This window comes from Pontibacter flavimaris (genome assembly GCF_001907195.1).
Lineage (GTDB): Bacteria > Bacteroidota > Bacteroidia > Cytophagales > Hymenobacteraceae > Pontibacter > Pontibacter flavimaris.
The window spans coordinates 103,474-125,712 of the sequence record NZ_LVWA01000004.1; the positions used below are offsets into that span (position 1 = coordinate 103,474).

A 22,239-nucleotide genomic window follows, 5' to 3' on the forward strand; every position below is an offset into this window, starting at 1 on the left:
TCACGGCAAGTATACTTTCATCTATTTCTTAATTGAGACATTAAATTACTATATGACACACCTCCCCAATCTGGTCATGGACCTCGGGCTGATACTTGGTGCAGCAGGCATCATGACGCTCCTTTTCAAGAAGCTGAAGCAACCCCTGGTACTGGGCTACATTATTGCCGGCCTGCTGGTAGGCCCGCACATCAACCTGTTCCCGACGATCATTGAGATCGAGAACATCAACGTATGGGCGGAGATAGGCGTTATCTTTCTGCTCTTCAGCCTGGGGCTGGAGTTCAGCTTTAAGAAGCTCGTAAAAGTAGGGGGCGCGTCCTCCATCATGGCGGGCGCCGAGGTGGTGGTGATGCTGCTGCTGGGCTACCTCACGGGCAAACTGCTGGGTTGGTCCACGATGGACAGTGTATTTCTCGGCGGCATCCTGTCCATCTCCTCTACTACCATCATTATCCGCGCGTTTGAGGAACTGGGCATGAAATCGCACCGCTTTGCCGGGCTGGTGTTCGGGGTGCTCATCGTGGAGGACCTGGTGGCCATACTTCTGATGGTGCTGCTCTCCACCCTGGCTGTGAGCCAGCAGTTTGCCGGCGCCGAAATGCTCTCGGCTGTGCTCAAGCTTGCCTTCTTCCTGGTGGTGTGGTTCCTGGCGGGCATCTTCCTGATACCTACTTTGCTCAAGAAGGCGAGCAAGCTCATGAACGACGAAACGCTGCTGATTGTCTCCATCGCCCTCTGCTTCCTGATGGTGATCCTGGCGGCTCAGGTAGGCTTCTCGCCGGCACTGGGCGCGTTCATCATGGGCTCTATCCTGGCTGAGACGACCAAGGCCGAGAAGATTGAACATATTACAACCTCTGTAAAAAGCCTCTTCGGCGCCATCTTCTTCGTGTCGGTGGGCATCCTGATTAACCCGGCCATGATTGTGGCGTATGCGGGGCCCATCGCGCTTATCACGGTGGTAACGCTTGCGGGCAAATTGGTAAGTATCACGGCGGGCGGCCTGATAGCGGGGCAGGGACTCAAGACATCCATCCAGTCGGGCATGAGCGTGTCGCAGATCGGGGAGTTCTCCTTCATCATCGCCACGCTGGGCCTTACCCTGAACGTGACAAGCGACTTCCTCTACCCGGTAGCGGTGGCTGTCTCGGCTATCACCACCTTCACCACGCCTTACATGATCAGGCTGTCGGAGCCGCTCTACAGGTCGGTGGAGCGCATGCTACCCGCCCGATGGATTACCTCGCTGAACGAGTACAGTTCCGGTGCCCAAACCATCAGCACGACCAGCGACTGGAAACTGGTGCTCCGTTCATACGGCGTTAACCTGGTGGTTTATTCCGTGATTTTGATTGCCCTTGTGCTGCTGGCCGGTGAGTTTCTGTACCCATTCATCCACGAAACGGTGATCAAAGGCGCCTGGGGCGGCATTGTAACAACAGCCATTACCCTGCTTTTCATGGCGCCGTTCCTTTGGGCGCTGGTCGTGCACCATCCGCAGAAAGAGGCGCAGGGGCGCATCTGGGCCAATAAAAACTACCGTAGCCTCATCATCGTGATGGAGTTTACCCGCATAGGCATCGCCATACTTTTCATCGGCTTCCTTCTGAACCGGGTACTGTCGGTGCAGGTGGCCATTATCGTGGGTCTGTTCATCATTGGCCTACTGGTCATTTTCTCCAAAAGGATTCAGGACTTCTACATCAGGATAGAGAACCGCTTCATGTCTAACCTGAACGCCCGGGAGATCAGCGCCGCCAGCAAGATGAGCCATACCCTGGTGCCCTGGGACGCGCACCTCACCAGCTTTGAAGTGTCGCCTGAGTCTGTGGTAGTGGGCAAGAGCATGCTGGAGCTGCAAATAAGGGAGCTTTACGGCGTCAATGTGGCTGTGATAGAGCGCGGCGACCGCACGATCATGGCCCCTACCCGGCACGAGAGGATTTTCCCCGGCGATAAACTCTATATCTTTGGCACCGATGAGCAGATCGAGGCTTTCAGGCAGTTTATTGAGACGGAGATGGCGTCGCCTGCCACAGATGGCGAGACCGGAAAAGAAGACATCGGGCTTCAAATGCTGGTCGTGTCGGCGGATTCTGCGCTCCTTCACAAAACGGTGCGCCAGTCTGGGGTGCGGGAGAAAACGAAAGGCCTGATTGTAGGTATCGAAAAGAAAGGGGAGCGCCTGCTGAACCCGGACTCGGAACTGGTGCTGGAGGAGGGCGACATCCTGTGGATTGTTGGCAGCCCGTGGCGTATAAAACAGTTGGAGGGCACCACGCAAAAGGCCGCCGTAGTATAACCCTGCTGCTGAAAGGCCGTTTGCCTAGAGCTGCAATATTCACGATATTGCTTTAAAGTCGAAGCTGCATGCGAAACGTCGAGCGTTGGATTGAGAAAAACCTGAACCTGTCTGCTGCGATACAGGAGAACATCTTCATGTCGCTGCTGGCCTTGCTGGGGCTTTGGGTTATAAGCCGGCTATTGCTGCGGCTGGCGTCGCGGCGGCAGACCGACTCCCATAAGCTGTACCAGTGGAGGAAGACGACCAACTACGTGATAACAGGGCTGGGCATCATCTTTCTGGCCAACATCTGGTTCGACGGGTTCAGCTCCATCACCACCTTCCTGGGCATCTTCTCGGTGGGCTTGGTGGTGGTGCTCCGCGACCCGATCCTGAACATTATGGGCTGGGTATTCCTCATCTGGAAGCGCCCCTTCAAAGTAGGCGACCGGATCAAGATCGGTCAATACACCGGCGATGTGATCGATATTGCCTTCTTCCAGTTCACGCTGAACGAACTGGGCGATTGGGTAGACTCAGAGCAGGCCACCGGCCGCGTGGTGCATGTGCCCAATGGGCAGGCTTTCACGCAGCCGCAGATCAACTACAACTACGGCTTCCCTTTTCTGTGGCATGAGGTGCAGGTACGCATCACCTTTGAAAGCAACTGGCAGAAAGCCAAAGCCATACTGGAGGAGATAGCCGGCAGGAACTGCGAAAAGCTAAGCGAGGCAGCAGAGAACCTGGTGCGGGCCGAGGCGCAGCAGCACCTTATCTTTTATAAAAGCTTTGCCCCAAGGGTGTTCACCAAAGTGCGCGAGAACGGCATCCAGCTCACCGTCCGCTACCTGTGCGGCCTGAATGGGCGCCGCGAGAGCGAGAACAGCATCTGGGAGGAAGTGCTGACACAGTTCCTGAACACCCCCGACATCCGGTTTGCCTACCCTACCACCCGCTTTTACAGCGCCATGGAAAGCCAGCAAGACGAAATGGAGGCCCAGCGCCTGGAGGCGCCGGAGAAAAGGGGGAAGTAGGCGCGGCAGGAGACTTATACTTCGGGGACGCTCAAGCCTGTGCAGGAAACATGCCTGGCCTGGAGGAAGCCAGGTTCGCTAACTTTTTACCTCGCTAACTTCCTTAAGTTTCGCCTCTTCCCTGAACTCGCGCATCCTTCTGAAGTAATCCTTGGCGGCAGCCATCACTTTGGGCGACAGCAACAGGCCCGAGGTCATCGTCGGGATGGCCATCATGGCGTACATGCCGTCGATCAGGGCCAGTACAGCCGTGATGGAGGCCGTAGCCCCGAAGATGATGGTGAGCACGTAGAAGTAGTTGTAATAATGCTTATACTTTGCCCCAAACAGGAAGCTGAAGCACTTGGTGCCATAGTAGGAGTAGGAGAACAGCGAGGTAAACGCGAATATCAGCACACACACCACCAGCACATAGGAGCCCACGGTAGGCATGGCCGAGTCAAATGCGTGCACCGTTATACCTACGCCGTTCTTATCAGGATCCTGCCAGGTGCCCGTCACGATGATGGCAACGCCAGTGAGGGTACACACGATAATCGTATCGATAAGCGGCCCCAGCATGGCAACCAGCCCCTCCCGGATTGGCTCATCGGTTTTGGCAGCGCCGTGCATCATGTCGGCTGTGCCGATGCCCGCCTCGTTGGAGAAGGAGGCACGGCGCGCGCCAGCAATAATAATGGCCCCTACCGCACCGCCCAGCATGGAGTTGGCCGTAAACGCATCTTCGAATATCAACCCAAACGCACCAGGTATGCTGGTATAGTTCACGGCCATGATGTAAAGAACCGCCAGCATGTACAGCACGACCATACTAGGCACCATTTTGCCGGCTACGTGCCCAATGCGCTTTATACCCCCGAAGATCACCAGCGAGGTGATAATTACCAGCGTTACGCCTATGCCCAGGTTCCAGGCAAAGGTATTGGTAGTGGCAATGCCGTTCGGCACTAACACTACCTCGCGGATAACCTGCGTCAGCTGGTTGCTGGTGAAGACAGGGAGCGTACCGAACAGGCCGGCCACGGAGAAAAACACCGCCAGCGGCTTCCACTTGCGCCCCAACCCATGCAGCACCACATACATCGGGCCACCCTCTATGTGGCCATTGCTGTCGCGGCCCCGGTACATGATAGCCAAGGAGCAGGTAAAGAACTTGGTAGCCATGCCCACAAAGGCACTCACCCACATCCAGAACATGACGCCGGGCCCGCCAATGGCAATCGCCACCGCCACGCCGCTGATGTTACCCATACCCACCGTGGCCGCCAGCGCACTTGAAAGGGCCTCAAAATGGCTGATGTCACCAGGATCGTTCGGGTCGTCATACTTGCCCCGGATCACGTTAACGGCGTGGCCCAGGTAGCGGAACGGCAGGAAACCGGAGTACAACATAAAATAAAACCCGCCCCCCATCAGCAGGATAAGCAGCGGCATTCCCCATGCAGCATCGCTAAACGCTACTAAAAATTCTTCTAATGCTTTCAAATCTATAGCGGCTTAAGCATCCAAAATACAAAGAATATGGTAAAAACAAGTATGGCAACGGCAACTTATCGTATGGATGATGCAAAGAAATCCTAACCCTAAGGAGGAAGTATGGCGCTAAGACTCCGCAGCACAAGCTGCAATCCTCCCGCTTCGGTTTCATCTGAGATAATTTTCCTGCCGCCGGTAAACCCACTACCTTATGTATTTTTCCCTTATCTTTTCCAGTGCTATGGCCTTGCAGAGCTGCCTGCGGAAAGTGGTGATGGCAGGGGACGGCCCGCAAGCAGGAGCAAAGCAAACAAGAGATAGAAACGTATGCGCCCCGACGAAAACACACTGCAACAACTGGCCATGCCCGATGCCGAGGTATATTTTGCCCCAGCCTTTATACGTTCCCCGCAAAGCGATGTATACTTTGAGCGGCTGCTGCGGGAGGCAAACTGGCAGCAGGAAAGTATAAAATTATTCGGGCGTGAGGTCCCCATGCCCCGCCTTACGGCCTGGTACGGGGATAAGGCTTATACTTACTCAGGGCTGCAGAACAAGCCGCAGCCCTGGCTGCCGGTGCTGCAGGAACTACGCGAAAAGGTGGAGCAGGCCAGCGGACAAAAGTATAACAGCGTGCTGCTCAATTTCTACCGCACCGGGCAGGACAGCATGGGCTGGCACGCAGACAACGAGCCGGAGCTGGGCCGGCAGCCAAGTATAGCCAGCCTGAGCTTTGGCGGCGAGCGCCGCTTCGCTTTTAAACACCGCACCCGCCAGGACCTCAGGCCCGTGCCGCTCATACTTTCCCACGGCAGTTTGCTGCTCATGCAGGGCCCAACGCAACACCACTGGCTCCATCAGGTACCCAAAACCAGCAAATCTGTACAGCCGCGCATCAACCTCACGTTCCGGTTTGTAAATAGCTGAGGAACTTGCGCAAGCGAACCGGAAACGTTTACTTTACACGATACACCAGGCTCTGCCCCTGACATACTATGACCAAGAGAAAGAACATCGCCATTATGGGAGCTGGTTTGGTAGGCTCGCTGCTGTCTCTGTACCTGGCTAAGCGCGGCCACAAGGTAGACCTGTACGAGCGCCGCCCCGACCTGCGCAGGAACATAGTGGATGGTGGCCGTTCCATCAACCTTGCCTTGAGCGATCGCGGCTGGCGCGCTTTACGAGGCATTGGCATAGAGGAGGACGTGCGCCAGGTAGCCATCCCCATGCATGGCCGCATGATGCACGACGAGCAGGGCACTCTTACCTTCCAGCCCTACGGCAAGGAGGGGCAGTCGATCTACTCGGTGTCCAGGAGCGGGCTGAACGCGGCGCTGATGAACCTCTCGGAGCCAAATCCCGACATCACCTACCACTTCAGCCGCCAGGCCATGGACGTGAACCTGCGCACCAACGAAGTACAGCTGCGCAGCCTGGAAACAGATCAGACAGAAACCATACAGCCGGACCTGCTTTTTGGGGCAGATGGGGCCTTTTCGGTGGTGCGCGGCGCCATGCAGAAAACAGAGCGCTATAACTATGAGCAATCATACTTAGAGTACGGCTACAAAGAGCTTTCCATACCTGCCACGCCCGAGGGCGGCTGGGCCATCGAAAAGCACGCGCTGCACATCTGGCCACGCGGCAAGTACATGATGATCGCCCTGCCCAACCTGGACGGCAGCTTTACCTGCACCTTGTTCTTCCCCTATGAGGGGGAGCCATCTTTTGCCGCCATCAACAATGAGAACGACCTGCTGGCTTTTTTCAGGGAGGTGTTCCCGGATGCGCTGCCGCTGATGCCGACCCTGGCGCAGGATTATTTCACGAACCCTATCGGCTCGCTGGTTACGGTTAAGTGCTTTCCGTGGAGCTACGAGGGCAAGGCGCTGCTGATCGGGGATGCCAGCCACGCGGTGGTGCCGTTCTACGGGCAAGGGATGAACGCCGGCTTCGAGGATATCACGGTGCTGGACCAGATGCTGGAGGGCTTTGAGGGGGATGACTGGGACGCGCTTTTCAAGGCTTTTGAGCGCAGCCGCAAACCCAACGCCGACGCCATCGCCGACCTGGCCGTGATGAATTTTATCGAGATGCGCGACAAGGTGGCCGACCCGCGCTTCCTGCTGCGTAAAAAGATAGAGGGCAAAATCTCCGCCCAGTACCCCGACAGGTGGATCCCGCTATACTCCATGGTGACTTTCACCGACCTGCCCTACTCCTACGCCCTGGCGGCCGGTCAGCAGCAGGACAGAATCATGAAGAAGGTAATGAGGCACATCCGAAGTATAGAGGATTACGACAAACCCGAGGTACAGAAGCTGCTGGAGAAGCAGCTCATCCAGAAAGAGAAGCTGAAGAAGTATAATGCTGGCCAAATATAGCCAAAGGCACAAAAGGCGCTGGTTTATACTTTTAATAACAGAACGTATAAGCCAGCGCTGTGTTTATCAGAAGTAGTACCCCACCAGTAGCGAGATGTTGCTGGTGTTGGAGCTGAGGCGGGCATTAAGCTGGTCTACCTGCCTGTCATGGTGCACATCCAGGCCATGCTCATACCTTGCTTCTGCGGCTACCTTGCCCCCGGCAAGGCCGTACAACAGGCCGGCGCCAATCATAAAACCTTTTTGGTTTTTGGTGATAAACTCTGGATCGTCCTTTACCCGCACCTCCGGCTCCCTCCATACCGTTCGCCTTACATACTGGTTGTGCTTTAAATCCCTATCCTGGAAAAAGTTAAAGAACATGCCTGCATTGACGTAAGGCTGCAGCTTTTTCGAACCGAACTCGTGCCGCACAGCCGTACTCAGCTTTACGGCCGACATTCTCAGTTCCATCTCATTTTCAAACTCCATATAGGCCCATTCGTAGGCATTCCGGTCTTCGTGGCTGGCTCTAAAATAATGCCCCTCCAGCTGCACAGAAGTAAACTTGCTTACCCGCGGGGAGCGCAGGTTCAGCAGCAGGCCAACCGTTGGGTAAGTGCTTGTGGTAAAATCGGAGTGCTCCAGGTGCAGATAGCGCTCATCCTTGGCCGAAAAGCTCAGCGAAGTATGGGTTACCCCCACCCCAACGCCAAACTCAGCCGCAAACCAGGGCTGATCTTCCTTAAACACCACCACCGGCACTCCCGGCGAGCACTCGTTGTAATCTTTTATTAGCCTGATCAGTGAACTCTGTGCCAGGGCTACGCGCTCGGTCTTCTCGACCATCACCAGTATACAATCGTCCATATACTTGTTAAGGGTAGCCGTATGCTTGTTGGCGCTGGTCCGGTGCAGCACTCCTGCGTCGTTGTAGTACTCCCTGAACTCAGTCTCCAGCTCCTCCAGCCCCAGCCCTTCCTTCTCCACATAGAACCTGCCCTTCAGATTATACAGGTTAATTTTACTACGCACCAACTCCTCCATAAACACCCTGGACGAATCTGCCTTCACATACTTACTGGCATAGTACCTGTCTTCCGGGAATCCATAGCTGCTGATGTCGTTGGGAGAGTACAAAACCACTGAGGCGCTCTCCTTGCTTTTAAACCTGCATACTTTAGAGCTGAGCACGTTGGCCCGGTAATCCACCAATCCTGTCAGGGTATCTCCGGAGGCCAGCACCACAAAGCCCGGTTTAAAGTCAGACTGCGCCCGGGCAGATAGGGCAGCCCCTATAACGCAGAGGCAGGCCAGCAGGAAAGTATAAATTCGTTTCATGGTATGTATTTTCCCCAATATATAGGTTCTCTTGAATAATTACGATAAGACCATGTTTGAAAAGTATAGGTAGCTATACCGATTGATGCCTGCTGCCTCTACGGCCGCACAACAATTTTCACACTCCGCATGTATAATTCCCTTAGGCTAGTGTTATAACTGGCTTTAACCTTCTTTTCACACCTAAAAGCAAATCCCCCACCTTATGAATTTTATGCAAAACCTTAAAGGCGCCGCCCTGGCCGCGCTTATATGTGGTGCTGTACTGGCAGCACCCGCCGCCATGGCACGACAAACAGCGCCGCAAGCGCAGCCGGCCCAGCCACAGAACTTCTCCGACGCAGACCTGCAGCAGTTTGCCGATGCCAGCGCCCGCCTGATAACCATACAGCAGGAAGGGGAAAAAGCCATGATGGGCATTCTGGAGGAAGAGAAGCTGAGCGTGGATAAGTTTAACCAGATGGCGCAGGCGCACCAGCAGCAGAAGCTAAGCGAGGTGGAGGCCACCCCCGAAGAGATGGCGGCCTTCAACAACGCGGCGCAGCGCCTGATGGAGATGCAGCCTACCCTGCAGAAAGACCTGGAAACAGCCATACAGCAGGACGGCATGACGCTGGAGAAGTTTGAGCAGATTATGCTTGCCTACCGCCAGGACCAGGCAGTGCAGCAGCGCATCGACCTGCTGATGCAGGAGAAGCAAAACTAGCCAGCATTTGTTAAGAGAGCATAAAAAATGGCCGCCAGCAAAAACTGGCGGCCATTTCTGTATACACAAAACTATGGTTCGGTTATTCCTGCGCGGGCTGCGGGGCTGGCTCCTGGCCATGGGCAAACTCCACAATGCGGAAGGTGCGCGCCTTGCGGTCGTAGTAGCCGTAGTGTAGCTTGTCGCCGTAGCGGTAGATCGTCTGGAACTCCGGCTCCGGCTTCAGGTTGCGCTCATACGCCTCCACACGCTCCTGCAGCACTTCTACATCTCCCTCCTGCTCCACCTTGGCCAGGCTGTTGGCATCCAGCACCGAGTGGAAGTAGGTGCTAATTCCCGGCCCGGTTGGAATGTTGCCGCCCTGCCCCCACGGGTCGTAAAAATAGCGGCTGTAGTAGGGTGAGTTCAGGTAATAGGTCGGGATGTTGTAGGCTGGCGTCCAGCGGCCGGGTATCAGCATCAGCCCGCGCGAGGTGCGCACGTAACGGTCCGGGGTGCGCACCATGCGGCTGCGGTCGTTGCGGTTGCTGCGCTCGGACGGCGCCTTGTAGGAGCCAATGGTGAGCTGCAGGGTGCTGTCGCTGTAGGTATCCACCGTGATGGCGGGCACGCCGTTGGCCAGGTTCTTCATCACCTTGTCCTCCTTCTCTATCACTTCGTAGCCGGACGAGAACAAACCGCCTGCCCCGCGCTGGTACACCGGCGTGGAGGCCAGCGCCAGTTGCTCCTTATCCGTGAAAGCATACTCCTTCAGGGGCTGCAGCGTGTTAAAGTCGTAAGCGGTCAGCTTCAGTTTGTCCTTCTCTAGGTTCACCCTGAAAAGCTTATCCTGGTGCAGGAAAGAGTTAAAGCTAGGCGCGTTGCGCTGCTCTATTACCGGCAGTGTGCGGTACTCCGACTTTCCGGTGTTCCAGTCCAGGGTCAGTATCTCGGTGGTGGTTTCTTTGGATGGTTTGCCACGCAGCGAGTATCCGTCGAAGATCATGTGCAACTTATCGCCGCGCGAGTAGATTTTGCTGCGGTGGTGGCCCGTGAACACGTTTCGCTCCAGGTCCGGGTGCACGTAGATCATGCCCGACTCGCGGGCGTAGCGGTCGCGGGTGCGGGGCATCTGCTCTGCCTTAAACAGCTTGTAATCCATCGTCGCCACGTTATCGTCTGAGTCGCGGTAGAGGTGCAGGTTGCTGTCTTTGTCGGTGTAGAGCATGTAGAAATGGTCCTCGTCGCCGAAACCGCCCACAAACGTGACGTTGCGCTCCAGCTTCAGCTGCACATCCTGTATGCTGCGGAAAGCGCCGGTATGGCGGTTGATGGCAAACGGACGCACATACTCGCGGCGGCCATTGGTGTAGCGGCTGTAGAAAATGAATTCATCCGCTGTTACGCGGGTGCCCATCACCTGCGGGTCTTTGGAGTGCCGGTACGGAATCTCGTGCTGGGCAAGTTTCTCCCCCGTGGGGGAGATCATCGCGAAGTTCAGGTTGCCGCCCTGGTAAAAGTATACCACCACGTTGCCCTCGTCGTCTGCCACGGATACGAGGTCCTCTGCGCGGTTCATGGGTAGTTCTATATCGGCAAACTCTTTCTGGGCATGTGCCGCCGTGGCGAAGGCCCCCACTAAGAGCAAGCTAAAGAGTAGTTTACGCATAATTCTAAGGATGAATTGTATATGTTTACAACGAGCAAATATTTAGCCAAAGTATAAAATTTAACAGGCACAACCATAGAATCTGTCGTTTCTTCTGGTGATTTGCTGTTGGTTGGTGGTGGGAATTGCCTTCTGGTGCCGTAGCTGCTGCTCATCTTATGCTTGGGCTTTGCCTGGCTATACTTATATACTTGCGGTTTATACTTGATTTATACTTCCTCACAATCCTTTCGCTGTTCCGAACATCCTTGTCAGGAATCCCTCTGCTGTGGACGTCCGGATCCGCGTAAGTCATACTTATACTTGGGCTATATTTTATACTTCCTCCTTCTGGCGCAAGTCTCCAGACTTGTGTCCTACAGGTGGTGTCAAGTCTCTGACTTGACTGGCTTGAAAAGCCATACTTCCTGTGGCTATACTTTTATACTTCAGTTATACATTCTTAGCCGCCGCTTCCTTCCACTTGAACCTAGCTATACTTACTAGCTCCCGCTGATCCTCTAGTTTCCACAAACCTATAGTTGCATTTCCTGCTTTGGTGCCCTCAGGCCGGGAGGCCTCGCCTTCGGGCATCGCGCTGTGTTCCCTCCTGCCTCCGCTGCGCTACGGCTGCTCAACAAGTTGAGCACCGGATCTCACAAGGCGCTCAACCCAAAGGCTGGGATCAGTTCGATAGCCGCCTGCTATGCAGCTTGAACCAAAGTCCCCCTTTGAAGTCGCAGATCCCAAACTTGTTTCGGGGGGGTAGGGGGATGTAATCGTCTGCTGAAAAATCCTCTCTCGGGAGGGGCTAGGGGTGTTTATACTTTGTAGGGACAGGTCGCGACCTGTCCGCGCGAGAACTGAAGCTATGGAACCTATACTTTAGAACTAGCAGTAACAGATTCCCCTCCTTGGCTAAGGAGGGGTAGGGGTGGTTGGATTTCGTAGCCCTTAGCCTCGGCCTCACTTCCCTCCCCACAAGTTCTCCCGGCACAAGTCCGGGATGTGCCACTTTCAGGATGACAGAAAAAGGACACGTATATTTTCCTTCTCAGGAGGGATGGTTGGACCCAGTACTGCAGAAACCTTGTCCATCCAATCCTGATTCTAACAAATTTATACTTTTTGATCCTTTGGCAAGCGCAGGGATGAGCCATACTTTACAAACTGCCCGCGCTCCAGATTCAGCCACTCCAGGGCAGTGCCGCTGAGCATGCGTTCTTTAGTAGCCAAATCGTAGGGCATGGACTCGATGAGCTTGCCGGGCTCCAGCTCGCCCAGCGGGAACGGGTAATCGGTGCCGAGGGCTATTTTATCGGCCCCTATCAGGTTTACCAGGTACTCCAGCATCAGCGGGTCGTGCACCAGCGAGTCGAGGTAGAACCTGCCGAGGTATTCGCGCGGGTTTACGTTATTATCTACGGCGCACAGGTCGGGGCGCACCTCAAAGCCGTGGGCAATGCGCCCGATGGTTGACGGGAAGGAACCTCCGCCATGGGCAAAAGCCACGCGCAGCTTCGGCAGGCGCTCAAACACGCCCCCAAAGATCATCGAGCAGATGGCCACCGTTGTCTCGGCGGGCATGCCTACCAGCCAGGGCATCCAGTACTTGCCGGTGCGGTCTTTGCCCAGCATATCCCAGGGGTGCACAAAAATGGCGGCGCCTAGCTCCTCGGCCGCCTCAAAAACAGGGAAGAGCTTCGGTTCGTCCAGGTTACAGCCGTTTATGTTCGTGCCGATCTGGATGCCGGCCATGCCCAGTCCTTTCACGCAGCGCTCCAGCTCTTTTATGGCCAGGTCGGTGTCCTGCATCGGGATGGTGCCCAGGCCCACAAAGCGGTCGGGATAATCGGCTACGATGCCGGCAATATGGTCGTTGAGCAGTTGCGAGAGATCGTACGTATGCTCCGGCCTGGCCCAGTAGTTAAACATGACGGGTACCGTACTCAACACCTGCACCCCTACCCTGTGCTGGCTGCACTCGTGCATACGCACCCTGGGGTCCCAGCAGTTGTCCTGTATCTCGCGGAAGAACTTGTCGTCCATCATCATGCGGGCGCAGCAGGGCTTGTGGTGCTCCAGCCGGACAAAGCCGCCATAGCCGTATCGCTCGCGCAGGTTGGGCCAGGTAGCGGGCAGGATATGCGTGTGGATGTCGATCTTCAGCAGGTTATCAGCAGTAAGTATGGGCGTCTTGTCTTGCATGGTAGAAACGAACAAAAATGCGGCTATACGGGGTATAACTCTGTCGGGCAATCCAACAAGATAATCATTTTATACTTTTTACGCACCTCCCGGCGCGAAAGCTTATACTTGCTGCTGGTAGTCTTTTCGGAGCAGGCCAAAGTATAGCAGGTCGATAAAGCGGCCGTGTTTGACCTCGCGCTCGCGCAGCCTTCCCTCACAGGTAAAGCCCAGTTTTTGCAGCACTTTCGCTGACTGATTATTGCCGCCTTCCACAATGGCCTCGATGCGGTTGAGATTCATACTTTCGAAGCCATACTTTACAACTGCTGCGGCACTCTCCGGAATATAGCCTTTTCCCCAATGCTCGGGCAGCAGCCAGAAGCCAAGCTCAGCCTTCCGATGCTCCTTCTCCAGGTTGTTCAGGCCACAGGCTCCCAGCAGCTTGTCATTCTCCTTCAGCGAGATGGTCCACCAGGCGCCGGTGCCGTTCTGCAGCAGGTCCTGGTAAAACTGCATCTGCTCCTGCACCACTTCCTCCAGGGTTTCATAATGCACCGCGTAATACTGCGTTACCCGCTTATCGGATAAGCCACAAAGTATAAACTCCGCGTCGGAGGGCTGTACCAGGCGAAGCCGGAGGCGACCGGTGCTCAGGCTGGGGTGACTCATACTTACTTAGCGGCCTCGGCAGGCTTGGCCGGCGGCTCCATCACGGTGCCGCAATTGTTGCAGGTGCGGTGCTCCATGCTGTCCCAGAAGTGGCTCATGATCACCGGCAGCTGCCCTACAATGTCGCTTACGTCGGCATACTCCTCATACAGTTTCTCGCCGCAGTTTTCGCAGAACCACAGGAAGCCGTCCTGCTCACCGGGCTTGCGGTAGCGCTCCATCACCAGGCCCACCGTGTTGGCCGGGCGCTGCGGCGAGTGCGGCACGCGCGGCGGCAGCAGGAAAATCTCGCCTTCCTTTATCGGGATGTCCACAGGCTTGCCGTCCTCGATGATCTTGAGCACGATATCGCCCTCCAGCTGGTAAAAGAACTCCTCTCCTTCGTCATAATGGTAATCCTTGCGCGCATTGGGTCCGCCCACCACCATCACAATAAAGTCGTCGTTGCCTTTAAACACCTGCTGGTTGCCTACCGGGGGCTTTAGCAGGTGGCGGTGCTCGTCAATCCATTTTTTAAAGTTGAAAGGTCTTGTTATGGCCATAGTTTCGATTTTGAGGTTTACTTTTTGAAAGTACGCATTTTCCGGCAAACATGGTAGCAGCAGGACAAGTATAGCTATGTTACTTAGTATAGATTTACGTACATTTATCCATGGATTTAAACCTGAAGAACAAACGCGCCCTGGTGTGTGGCAGCACACAGGGCATTGGCAAAGCGATAGCCCTGGAGCTGGCACAACTGGGAGCAAGCATTACGCTCATCGCCCGGGACGAGGAAAAGCTGCAGCAGGTGGCCCAGGAGCTGGATACGCAACAGGGCCAGCAGCACGATTACATCACCGCTGATTTTGCGGACCCCTACGACCTGAACATCCGCGTGCAGGCCTACCTCAACGACCGGCCGGGCGTACATATCCTGGTTAACAACACCGGCGGCCCGGCGGGCGGACCGATCACCGAGGCCATTTCGGATGAGTTTACCGCCGCCTTTAACCAGCACCTGATCGCCAACCACCTGTTGGCCAAAGCGGTGATCCCGTATATGAAGGAGGCAAAGTATGGCCGTATCATCAACGTCATCAGCACCTCCGTGAAGCAGCCTTTGCATGGCCTGGGCGTATCGAATACCATTCGCGGGGCGGTAGCCAGCTGGGCAAAAACCATGGCTAACGAGCTGGGGCCTTTCGGCATTACGGTCAATAACGTGTTGCCTGGCTCTACTAAAACAGGCCGTATAGACGCTATTATCGAGAATAAGGCCGACAAGACAGGCAAAAGCAAAGCGGACATACAGCAGGCGATGGAGGCCGAGATTCCTGCCCGCCGCTTTGCCGAGCCCGAAGAAGTGGCCGCCGCCGCTGCGTTTCTGGCCACGCCGGCCGCCGCTTACATCAATGGCATTAACGTGCCGGTGGATGGGGGCAGAACGGGGTGTTTGTAAGTATTGATCCAACCACCCCAACCCCTCCTTGTCTAAGGCGGGGAGTCTGCTATTACTTTAGGAAAGTATAGATCCTATAGTTGATGTTCAGGATTCAAAAGAGAAGTACGAGGCTATATTAATAAAATGTGCTACGGTAAGTACAAGCTCCCCTCCTTAGCTAAGGAGGGGCAGGGGTGGTTGGAACCGGTATGGCAAGTATAAAACTTCAATTAAAACAAGTGTGCAAAAGCTCCAGAACTACATAAACGGCCAGTTGGTAGCGCCTCTAGCAGGGCAGTATATTGACAACTACAACCCGGCCACCGGCGAAGCATACTCTTTGATTCCGGATTCGGATGGGCAGGACGTGGAGCAGGCGGTGCAGGCAGCTCAAGTGGCTTTCCCAGCCTGGTCTAAAACGCCGGCTGAGAAGCGTGGGCAGTTCCTGATGCGCATTGCCGATCTGATCGACCAAAACCTGGACCGACTGGCCGAGGCGGAATCTGTAGACAACGGCAAACCGCTGAAACTGGCAAAGACGGTGGATATTCCGCGGGCCAGCAGCAATATGCGTTTTTATGGTACGGCCATTCAGCATTTTGCCTCAGAGGCCCATTATATGGAGGGCACCGACGCCATCAACTATACCGTACGCCACCCGCACGGCGTGGCCGGCTGCATCTCGCCCTGGAATCTGCCGCTCTACTTGTTTACCTGGAAAATTGCGCCCGCCCTGGCTGCCGGCAATTGTGTGGTGGCCAAGCCATCCGAAATAACGCCCATGACAGCCTACCTGCTTTCGGAGATTTGTATAGAAGCGGGTTTGCCGGCCGGTGTGCTGAACATTGTGCATGGCTACGGGCATAAGGTGGGCGCGGCTATCACGGCCCACCCGAAAGTGCCGGTTATCTCCTTTACCGGCGGCACCACAACCGGTCGTAGTATAGCTGCCACAGCGGCACCGATGTTCAAGAAGCTGTCGCTGGAACTGGGTGGCAAGAACCCCAACATCATCTTCGCCGACTGCGACTTTAACAACGCGCTACACACGTCCATCCACTCCTCCTTTGCCAACCAGGGACAAATTTGCCTTTGCGGCTCCCGCATCTTCATTGAGCGGCCGCTGTACGAGCAGTTCCGGGATGCTTTTGTGGAGAAAGTGAAGGCCATGACCGTGGGCGACCCGATGGAGGAAGGCACGAAACTGGGCGCGGTGGTATCGGAGCAGCACATGCAAAAAGTACTTTCCTATATCGAGTTGGCAAAACAGGAGGGCGGATACATACTTGCCGGAGGACACCAAATACAGGTAGAGGGACGTTGCCAGAACGGCTGGTTCATCGCGCCGACTATCATCGAAGGACTGCCTTACAACTGCCGCACCAACACCGAGGAGATCTTTGGCCCTGTGGTAACGCTTATGCCATTCGATACCGAGGAGGAAGTGATCCACTACGCTAACTGCACCGACTACGGCCTCTCCGCCACCATCTGGACCCAAAACCTGCCGCGGGCGCACCGCGTGGCGCACCAGGTACATGCCGGCATTATCTGGATCAACACCTGGCTCCTGCGCGACTTAAGAACCCCGTTTGGCGGCATGAAGAACTCGGGCGTAGGCCGTGAAGGCGGCTTTGAGGCACTGCGTTTCTTTACCGAGCCGCAGAATGTTTGCGTGAAGCTGTAAGCGTGTTGTATGAAGTATAAGTACTCTTGTCATCTCCCGCTATATTTATACAGTTGATTTATACCAGTATTGAGTGACTCGTGCGCATCAAAGAAATAGTAACCTACCTCTCTAGGGAGGTAGGGCCGTTACGTTCTCGTTTTTTGCCATCCTGAAAGTGGAAAATCCCGAACTTGTTTCGGGGGATCTTGGTAAAAGAGGGCCCCTACCCCCGCCAGTAGCTACGGCTTAACCTACCTGCTACCAAGATCCTTAACAGAATGACAGAGGTTTTTTTAACAACGGTGTAGCTAGAACTTAACGGCCCTACTCCAAGGAAGGGAATTGGCTTTGCTTGGTAGGATATCTAATGCGCACAAATGAATTCTTATTGGCAAATCTTAGAAGTATACTTTCGCCAGTTGAAAACGGGCTGCCAAACCAAACAACCCATTTCCTCATCAAAGAAACGGCACTTTATACTTTCCCCTCCCCTACATTTATCCGTACTTTTGCCCCATGGACTTTAAGAGACGACGACTGGCCGTTACGCTTCGTAACCAGATAAACTATCCTTTGCAGTTCAACCCCTTTGTGTTCAGCAAGATTTTCCTGCTGTGGGTGGCTATTGGTATTGTAGGTGGCGTAATTGCCGGCTTATACTGGACTGTGCTCGTGGGCTTTCTTCATTTTCTGGCCCCCATCCAGGGGCTGTGGGTGATCCCACTGATGGCTACGGCGGGCCTGCTGGCGGGCTTCATCATCCATAAACTAGGAGACCCGGGCGAGATGGACCTCATCGTGAACAACATCCGCTTTAAAGGCGGGCACCTGGAGCCGAAGAACAATCCGTCCATGATCCTGTCGTCGTTATTATGTATTGCCAGCGGCGGTAGTGCCGGACCGGAGGCGCCGCTGGTGCAGGTGGTGGGCTCCACAGGCACCTTTATCGCCAAAAAGCTGAAGATACGCGGCGAGGACCTGCGCTCGCTCACCATCGCCGGTATGGCTGCGGCCTTTACAGCCCTGTTCGGCGCCCCGTTGGGCGGCACCTTGTTTGCCCTCGAAATCCTGCACCACAAGCATGTGGTAGAGTACTACCAGGCGCTTATACCGGCCTTTGTGGCCAGTTGCTCCAGCTACGTTATTTTTATCCTGATCACGCACATCGGCATCGGCCCCACCTGGAACTTCCCGGTTTACGGCACCCCGGAACTCACCGACTTCTTCTATGCCATGCTGTATGCGCTGGCAGGTACGGCGGCGGGCTGGCTGTTCATCTTCACGGTGCGCTGGAGCAGGAGCCTGTTTAAGCGGTTTCATGTCCCGATTTACATCAAGATGATGATGGGCGGCATTTTGATCGGCGCCATCGCTTACTTCGTGCCCCTCTCCCGCTACTTCAGCCACGACGAGCTGAACATACTTTTAGAGGAGCAGTTTACGCTAGAGTTCCTGCTTCTACTGCTGGTGGCCAAGATCCTGGCCATTGCCTTTACCGTAACCTCCGGCTGGCGCGGCGGCTTCATCATCCCGCTGTTCTTTCTGGGCGCCACCGTGGGCCTGATCATAAACAACCTGTTTCCGGGCCAGAACCTGCCGCTTATACTTGTCAGCTGCATGGCCGCCATTAACGCCTGCGTAACCCGCACCCCTATCAGTACCATCATCCTTCTGGCCACCTTAACTGGTTTCAATCAGTTTATCCCGATCATGTTTGCCAGCCTCACGGGCTTTTTCCTGGCGCCTAAAACACCTTTGATAAACGCGCAGCTGGGTATGAAAGAGTAAAGTATACTTCAGCAGGCGCAACATTTCGCAGTAAATCGGCTATACTTTCTCAGGAGGCTTCGATGATGCCCTCGTGTTTATGCGCCCATCCGATCATAAAGCTAAGGCCACGGTGCCGTTTATACTTTCCATACTTGATGTTAGGGAGGCGGAGCTTCGTGCGCAGGGTTTGGAGGCAAGGGAGCTGGCCGCCATCTACAACGACTATACTTCCCGGCTGAGCGAGCTGGAGGACCTGGCCATACTTGTAAGCAGCGCACTGAGGCGGCACAAAGACGTGCATGCCGTACGCTACAGGGTAAAAGAGCCGCTGCACCTGCTCAAAAAGATCCTCCGCAAAAAACAGGAGTACCCCGACCGCCACCTCACCTCCGCCAACTACCTGGAGTTTATAAACGACCTGGCGGGCCTGCGCATCCTGCACCTGTACAAAAGCGCCTGCCACGACATCGGCAACTACATACAGCAGGCTTGGGAGCTGAAACGGGAGCCTTACGCCTATGTGCAGGACGAAAATAACATAGAAGCCAGGCAATTTTACGCCGACAAGTACAGGGTGCTGGTAAATGGCAGAGGGTACAAGGCGCAGCACTACATCCTGAAAGTAAAGCCGGCCCGGCAGTTATACTTTGTAGAGGTTCAGGTGAAGACACTGCTGGAGGAAAGCTGGAGCGAGATAGACCACTGCGTCCGTTACCCCGACCGCACGCCCAACGAGCTGCTGCACCGGCTGCTGGGGCTGTTAAACCGCTTTACGAGCACCGCCGACGAGGTGGCCACGCAAATACAGGCGCTCTCTGATGCGCTGCAGCGGTACAACCAGGGCCCGGCAGCGGGGCCGCAAGTAACCGTAGCGCAGCTGCGCAGCCACATAGACAGGCTCCCCGTTGATGAGCAGGAAAAACAGTACCTCTATACTTGCCTGGCCAAGCTAACAGGGGGCTGACAAAAAAAGGCCCACCGTTTCCGGCAGGCCTTTCATACTTCAATTTATACGTTATACTTACTGGTTTACCTTGGTCGGGTTGATCAGCTTGCGCTCCAGGAAGTCCGTCATCATCTTAAAGCGGTGAATGGACGTTACGCCACCGCCCACACCGTGGTTACGGTTCGGGTAGTAGAAGCTCTCGAACTGCTTGTTGGCGCTGATCAGGGCATCCTGCATGGCCACCGCGTTCTGGAAGTGCACGTTGTCATCGCCGGTGCCGTGGATGAGCAGCAGCTCGCCCTGCAGTTTATCGGCAAAGAACAGCGGCGAGTTGTCGTCGTAGCCGGCTGGGTTTTCCTGCGGCGTCTTGAGGAAGCGCTCCGTGTAGATCGTGTCATAGTATCTCCAGTTCGTAACCGGCGCCACTGAGATGCCGGCTGCAAACACGCCGTTGCCTTTGGTAAGGCCCAGCAGGGTCATGTAGCCACCGTAGCTGTGGCCCCAGATGCCGATGCGGTTCTTGTCTACATACGGTTGGTTGCCCAGCCACTTGGCCGCCTCAATCTGATCCTCGATCTCATACTTGCCCAGGTTGGCGTAGGTCACTTTCTTAAACTCCGCGCCGCGGGCACCGGTACCGCGGTTATCCACGCTCACAATGATCAGCCCTTTGTCGGCCAGCACCTGGTACCACAGGTAGTTGGTGCCGCCCCAGCTGTTGGTCACTGTCTGCGAGCCCGGGCCGCCGTACACGAATATCAGCACCGGGTACTTTTTGTTCGGATCAAAGTCGGTTGGTTTGATCATCCAGCCGTTCAGTTGCGTGCCGTCAGCGGTCTTCATCTGGAAGAACTCCTGCTTGGCGATGTCGTACTGCGCAAGCGTGTTTTTGAGCTGTGCGTTATCCTCCAGCACCTTGATCAGCTTGCCGTCTTTGGCCGTGTGCAGGCTTACGGTTGGCACCTCGTTGGCGGCAGAGAAATAATCCAGGTAGTAGGTAAAGTCGTTGCTCATGTTCACGCGGTGCGTACCGGCATTCTCCGTAAGGCGTTGCTTTTTTTTGCCTTTGCTGCTGATGCTGTACAGGTGGCGCTCCAGCGGCGATACCTCCGTGGACATGTAGTACAGGCGGTCGTTCTTCTCATCGAAGCCCACGTAGCTGCTCACTTCCCAGTTGCCGTTGGTGATCTGGCGTACCAGCTTGCCCTTCATGTTGTAGAGGTACAGGTGGTTAAATCCTTTCACCTCCGAGGAGTGGATAAAGTGCTTGCCATCCTTCAGGTAAGTCAGGTCGTCGGTTACGTCGATGTAGGCTTTGTCGGTTTCCTTCAGCACCACGTCGGCTTTGCCTGTTGAAGCGTTGGCGTGCAGGATCTCCAGCGTGTTCTGCAGGCGGTTCATGCGCTGGATAGAGAGCAGGTTCGGATTGTTCGTCCATTTCATGCGCGGGAGGTAGATGTCGGTCTCGTTGCCGGTATCCATCTTCACGGTTTTGCCGCTGGCCACATCGTACACCGATACGGTTACAATAGAGTTGGCTTCGCCTGGTTTGGGATATTTGAACTTGTTATCCTGCGGGTACAGCTCGCCCCACATCTGCATGTTAAACTCCGGCACGTTGGTCTCATCAAACGTATAGAAGGCGATCTTCTTGCCGTCCGGCGACCAGTGGAAGCCCTGCGCAAACGAGAATTCCTCCTCGTACACCCAATCCGCATAGCCGTTGATGATGGAATTATACTTGCCGTTGGTGGTGATCTGCGTCTCCTGCATGTTGCCCAGGTCCGTCACGAACATGTTGTTCTCGCGGGCAAAGGCCACGCGCTTGGCGTCCGGCGAGAAGGTGGCGTACATCTGCTTGCCGCCGTCGCTCAGCTTGGTCAGTTTTTTAGAGGCGATGTCGTAGATGTAGAAGTCTGCCTTGGAGGAGCGGCGGTAGATCTGCTCGGTATCCGTGGAAAACAGCACCTTCTGCTCATCCGAAGAGAACGTGTAGCCGTCGTACTGGATCGGCTGGTTGCCGCCCTCCGGCACCAGGTTCTCGCCCTCGATGATGGTGCTGACCGGCTGGCCGGTGGTGACGTCATACTTGACGATGTCGTATACTTTATTCTTCTCGTCGGCTACCTGCGAGCTGTAGTAACGGCTGTCGTTCATCCAGTTCACGCCATACACCGATTTGGCGCGGAAGGTCCCTTTCTGGTAGATATCCTCCAGGGTGATGTCTTTTTTCTGCTGCGCCTGCGCCACAAAGGCAAAGCACAGAAGCACGGCAGCCAAAAGGTTTGTTCTTAGTCTGATATGCATGTTTAAGGTTTCGTTATAGTTTAGCCCCTCTAAGTTAGGGGAATAATGTGGTTTAGCCATGATTCTGTAGCCAAAACCATACCTGTAGCTGTTTTGAGCGGCAATTTTCAGGAGACTTATGCTTTGAGCTTATACTTCCCGCCTGGGTCTTATCCTGCCTTATACTTGTCCGGCTATACTTTTATACTTCGGCCATACTTCAGATCATCGCTGGCGCAAGCGTCCGCTTGTGCCTTTTTATACTTGCTGCTATACCTTTTATACTTGCTGTTCCGGATATCCTTGTCCGGAACTTTGCCTGTTGCGGACTTCCAAGTCCGCGTAAGCCATACTTTTATACTTGAGCCATACTTCCCTGGCCGCCGCTTTCCGCAACTTGAGACAAGCTATCCGTACTAGCTTCCGCTGATCCTATAGTTCCCACAAGCCTA

At 55.1% G+C, this 22,239-nt stretch carries 17 protein-coding genes; 10 read left to right on the forward strand and 7 right to left on the reverse strand.

Features of this window, described 5'->3' with window-relative positions:
• Positions 1-52: 52 nt before the first annotated feature.
• Together A3841_RS05350 and A3841_RS05355 are read left to right on the forward strand one after the other, a co-directional pair.
• Positions 53-2,305: a cation:proton antiporter gene (locus A3841_RS05350; RefSeq protein ID WP_073851301.1), complete on the forward strand. Its 2,253-nt coding sequence runs from the start codon at positions 53-55 to the stop codon at positions 2,303-2,305.
• Positions 2,306-2,373: 68 nt separating this feature from the next.
• Complete coding sequence (locus A3841_RS05355) at positions 2,374-3,321, forward strand: mechanosensitive ion channel family protein (RefSeq protein WP_073851302.1); 948 nt, start codon at positions 2,374-2,376, stop codon at positions 3,319-3,321.
• A 78-nt stretch (positions 3,322-3,399) separates the two neighbouring features.
• Here A3841_RS05355 and A3841_RS05360 read toward each other — a convergent pair whose 3' ends face one another.
• Positions 3,400-4,806: an alanine/glycine:cation symporter family protein gene (locus A3841_RS05360; protein ID WP_139307891.1), complete on the reverse strand. Its 1,407-nt coding sequence runs from the start codon at positions 4,804-4,806 to the stop codon at positions 3,400-3,402.
• Between the two features lie 318 nt (positions 4,807-5,124).
• Here A3841_RS05360 and A3841_RS05365 point away from each other — a divergent pair, with 318 nt between their 5' ends.
• Complete coding sequence (locus tag A3841_RS05365; RefSeq protein WP_073851304.1) at positions 5,125-5,724, forward strand: alpha-ketoglutarate-dependent dioxygenase AlkB family protein; 600 nt, start codon at positions 5,125-5,127, stop codon at positions 5,722-5,724.
• A gap of 68 nt (positions 5,725-5,792) precedes the next feature.
• Positions 5,793-7,181 (forward strand): FAD-dependent oxidoreductase, encoded by a 1,389-nt coding sequence (locus A3841_RS05370; RefSeq protein WP_073851305.1) that lies wholly within the window; start codon positions 5,793-5,795, stop codon positions 7,179-7,181.
• Positions 7,182-7,247: 66 nt separating this feature from the next.
• Here the strand turns inward: A3841_RS05370 and A3841_RS05375 are convergent, their stop codons facing one another.
• Positions 7,248-8,501: a porin family protein gene (locus tag A3841_RS05375; RefSeq protein ID WP_073851306.1), complete on the reverse strand. Its 1,254-nt coding sequence runs from the start codon at positions 8,499-8,501 to the stop codon at positions 7,248-7,250.
• Positions 8,502-8,706: 205 nt separating this feature from the next.
• Here A3841_RS05375 and A3841_RS05380 point away from each other — a divergent pair, with 205 nt between their 5' ends.
• Entirely contained in the window at positions 8,707-9,207 is a 501-nt protein-coding gene (locus A3841_RS05380) for a DUF4168 domain-containing protein (RefSeq protein ID WP_073851307.1), read from the forward strand.
• A gap of 82 nt (positions 9,208-9,289) precedes the next feature.
• On the opposite strand, the gene A3841_RS05385 is transcribed toward A3841_RS05380, so the two are convergent.
• From A3841_RS05385 to A3841_RS05400, 4 genes are all read right to left on the reverse strand, one after another.
• Positions 9,290-10,855, reverse strand: a complete 1,566-nt coding sequence (locus tag A3841_RS05385) for a hypothetical protein (RefSeq protein ID WP_073851308.1) — start codon at positions 10,853-10,855, stop codon at positions 9,290-9,292.
• A 1,098-nt stretch (positions 10,856-11,953) separates the two neighbouring features.
• Positions 11,954-13,042 (reverse strand): amidohydrolase family protein, encoded by a 1,089-nt coding sequence (locus tag A3841_RS05390; RefSeq protein WP_073851309.1) that lies wholly within the window; start codon positions 13,040-13,042, stop codon positions 11,954-11,956.
• A gap of 102 nt (positions 13,043-13,144) precedes the next feature.
• Positions 13,145-13,693: a GNAT family N-acetyltransferase gene (locus A3841_RS05395; RefSeq protein ID WP_073851310.1), complete on the reverse strand. Its 549-nt coding sequence runs from the start codon at positions 13,691-13,693 to the stop codon at positions 13,145-13,147.
• A 2-nt stretch (positions 13,694-13,695) separates the two neighbouring features.
• Positions 13,696-14,235, reverse strand: a complete 540-nt coding sequence (locus tag A3841_RS05400; protein WP_073851856.1) for a 3-hydroxyanthranilate 3,4-dioxygenase — start codon at positions 14,233-14,235, stop codon at positions 13,696-13,698.
• A 110-nt stretch (positions 14,236-14,345) separates the two neighbouring features.
• On the opposite strand from A3841_RS05400, the gene A3841_RS05405 reads away from it, so the two are divergent.
• From A3841_RS05405 to A3841_RS05420, 4 genes are all read left to right on the forward strand, one after another.
• A complete protein-coding gene (locus A3841_RS05405; RefSeq protein ID WP_073851311.1) occupies positions 14,346-15,134 on the forward strand; it encodes an SDR family oxidoreductase in 789 nt (262 codons plus the stop codon).
• 223 nt (positions 15,135-15,357) lie between these two features.
• Positions 15,358-16,803, forward strand: coding sequence for an aldehyde dehydrogenase (locus A3841_RS05410; RefSeq protein WP_073851312.1), 1,446 nt, complete (start codon positions 15,358-15,360; stop codon positions 16,801-16,803).
• 498 nt (positions 16,804-17,301) lie between these two features.
• Positions 17,302-18,573: a chloride channel protein gene (locus tag A3841_RS05415; protein WP_073851313.1), complete on the forward strand. Its 1,272-nt coding sequence runs from the start codon at positions 17,302-17,304 to the stop codon at positions 18,571-18,573.
• Positions 18,574-18,652: 79 nt separating this feature from the next.
• Entirely contained in the window at positions 18,653-19,519 is an 867-nt protein-coding gene (locus A3841_RS05420) for a RelA/SpoT domain-containing protein (RefSeq protein WP_073851314.1), read from the forward strand.
• Between the two features lie 57 nt (positions 19,520-19,576).
• Here the strand turns inward: A3841_RS05420 and A3841_RS05425 are convergent, their stop codons facing one another.
• Positions 19,577-21,808, reverse strand: a complete 2,232-nt coding sequence (locus A3841_RS05425; RefSeq protein WP_073851315.1) for a S9 family peptidase — start codon at positions 21,806-21,808, stop codon at positions 19,577-19,579.
• 93 nt (positions 21,809-21,901) lie between these two features.
• On the opposite strand from A3841_RS05425, the gene A3841_RS19965 reads away from it, so the two are divergent.
• Positions 21,902-22,207 carry a hypothetical protein gene (locus A3841_RS19965; protein WP_139307892.1) on the forward strand — a complete coding sequence of 102 codons (306 nt, stop codon included), beginning with the start codon at positions 21,902-21,904 and terminating at the stop codon, positions 22,205-22,207.
• Positions 22,208-22,239: the final 32 nt, after the last annotated feature.

Coding starts and splice junctions, on each gene's coding strand:
- A3841_RS05380 (WP_073851307.1), top strand. CDS start 8,707: ATGAATTTTATGCAAAACCTTAAAGGCGCCGCCCTGGCCGCGCTTATA.
- A3841_RS05375 (WP_073851306.1), bottom strand. CDS start 8,501: ATGAAACGAATTTATACTTTCCTGCTGGCCTGCCTCTGCGTTATAGGG.
- A3841_RS05415 (WP_073851313.1), top strand. CDS start 17,302: ATGGACTTTAAGAGACGACGACTGGCCGTTACGCTTCGTAACCAGATA.
- A3841_RS05350 (WP_073851301.1), top strand. CDS start 53: ATGACACACCTCCCCAATCTGGTCATGGACCTCGGGCTGATACTTGGT.
- A3841_RS05355 (WP_073851302.1), top strand. CDS start 2,374: ATGCGAAACGTCGAGCGTTGGATTGAGAAAAACCTGAACCTGTCTGCT.
- A3841_RS05370 (WP_073851305.1), top strand. CDS start 5,793: ATGACCAAGAGAAAGAACATCGCCATTATGGGAGCTGGTTTGGTAGGC.
- A3841_RS05420 (WP_073851314.1), top strand. CDS start 18,653: ATGCGCCCATCCGATCATAAAGCTAAGGCCACGGTGCCGTTTATACTT.
- A3841_RS05390 (WP_073851309.1), bottom strand. CDS start 13,042: ATGCAAGACAAGACGCCCATACTTACTGCTGATAACCTGCTGAAGATC.
- A3841_RS05385 (WP_073851308.1), bottom strand. CDS start 10,855: ATGCGTAAACTACTCTTTAGCTTGCTCTTAGTGGGGGCCTTCGCCACG.
- A3841_RS05405 (WP_073851311.1), top strand. CDS start 14,346: ATGGATTTAAACCTGAAGAACAAACGCGCCCTGGTGTGTGGCAGCACA.
- A3841_RS05400 (WP_073851856.1), bottom strand. CDS start 14,235: ATGGCCATAACAAGACCTTTCAACTTTAAAAAATGGATTGACGAGCAC.
- A3841_RS05365 (WP_073851304.1), top strand. CDS start 5,125: ATGCGCCCCGACGAAAACACACTGCAACAACTGGCCATGCCCGATGCC.
- A3841_RS05395 (WP_073851310.1), bottom strand. CDS start 13,693: ATGAGTCACCCCAGCCTGAGCACCGGTCGCCTCCGGCTTCGCCTGGTA.
- A3841_RS05425 (WP_073851315.1), bottom strand. CDS start 21,808: ATGCATATCAGACTAAGAACAAACCTTTTGGCTGCCGTGCTTCTGTGC.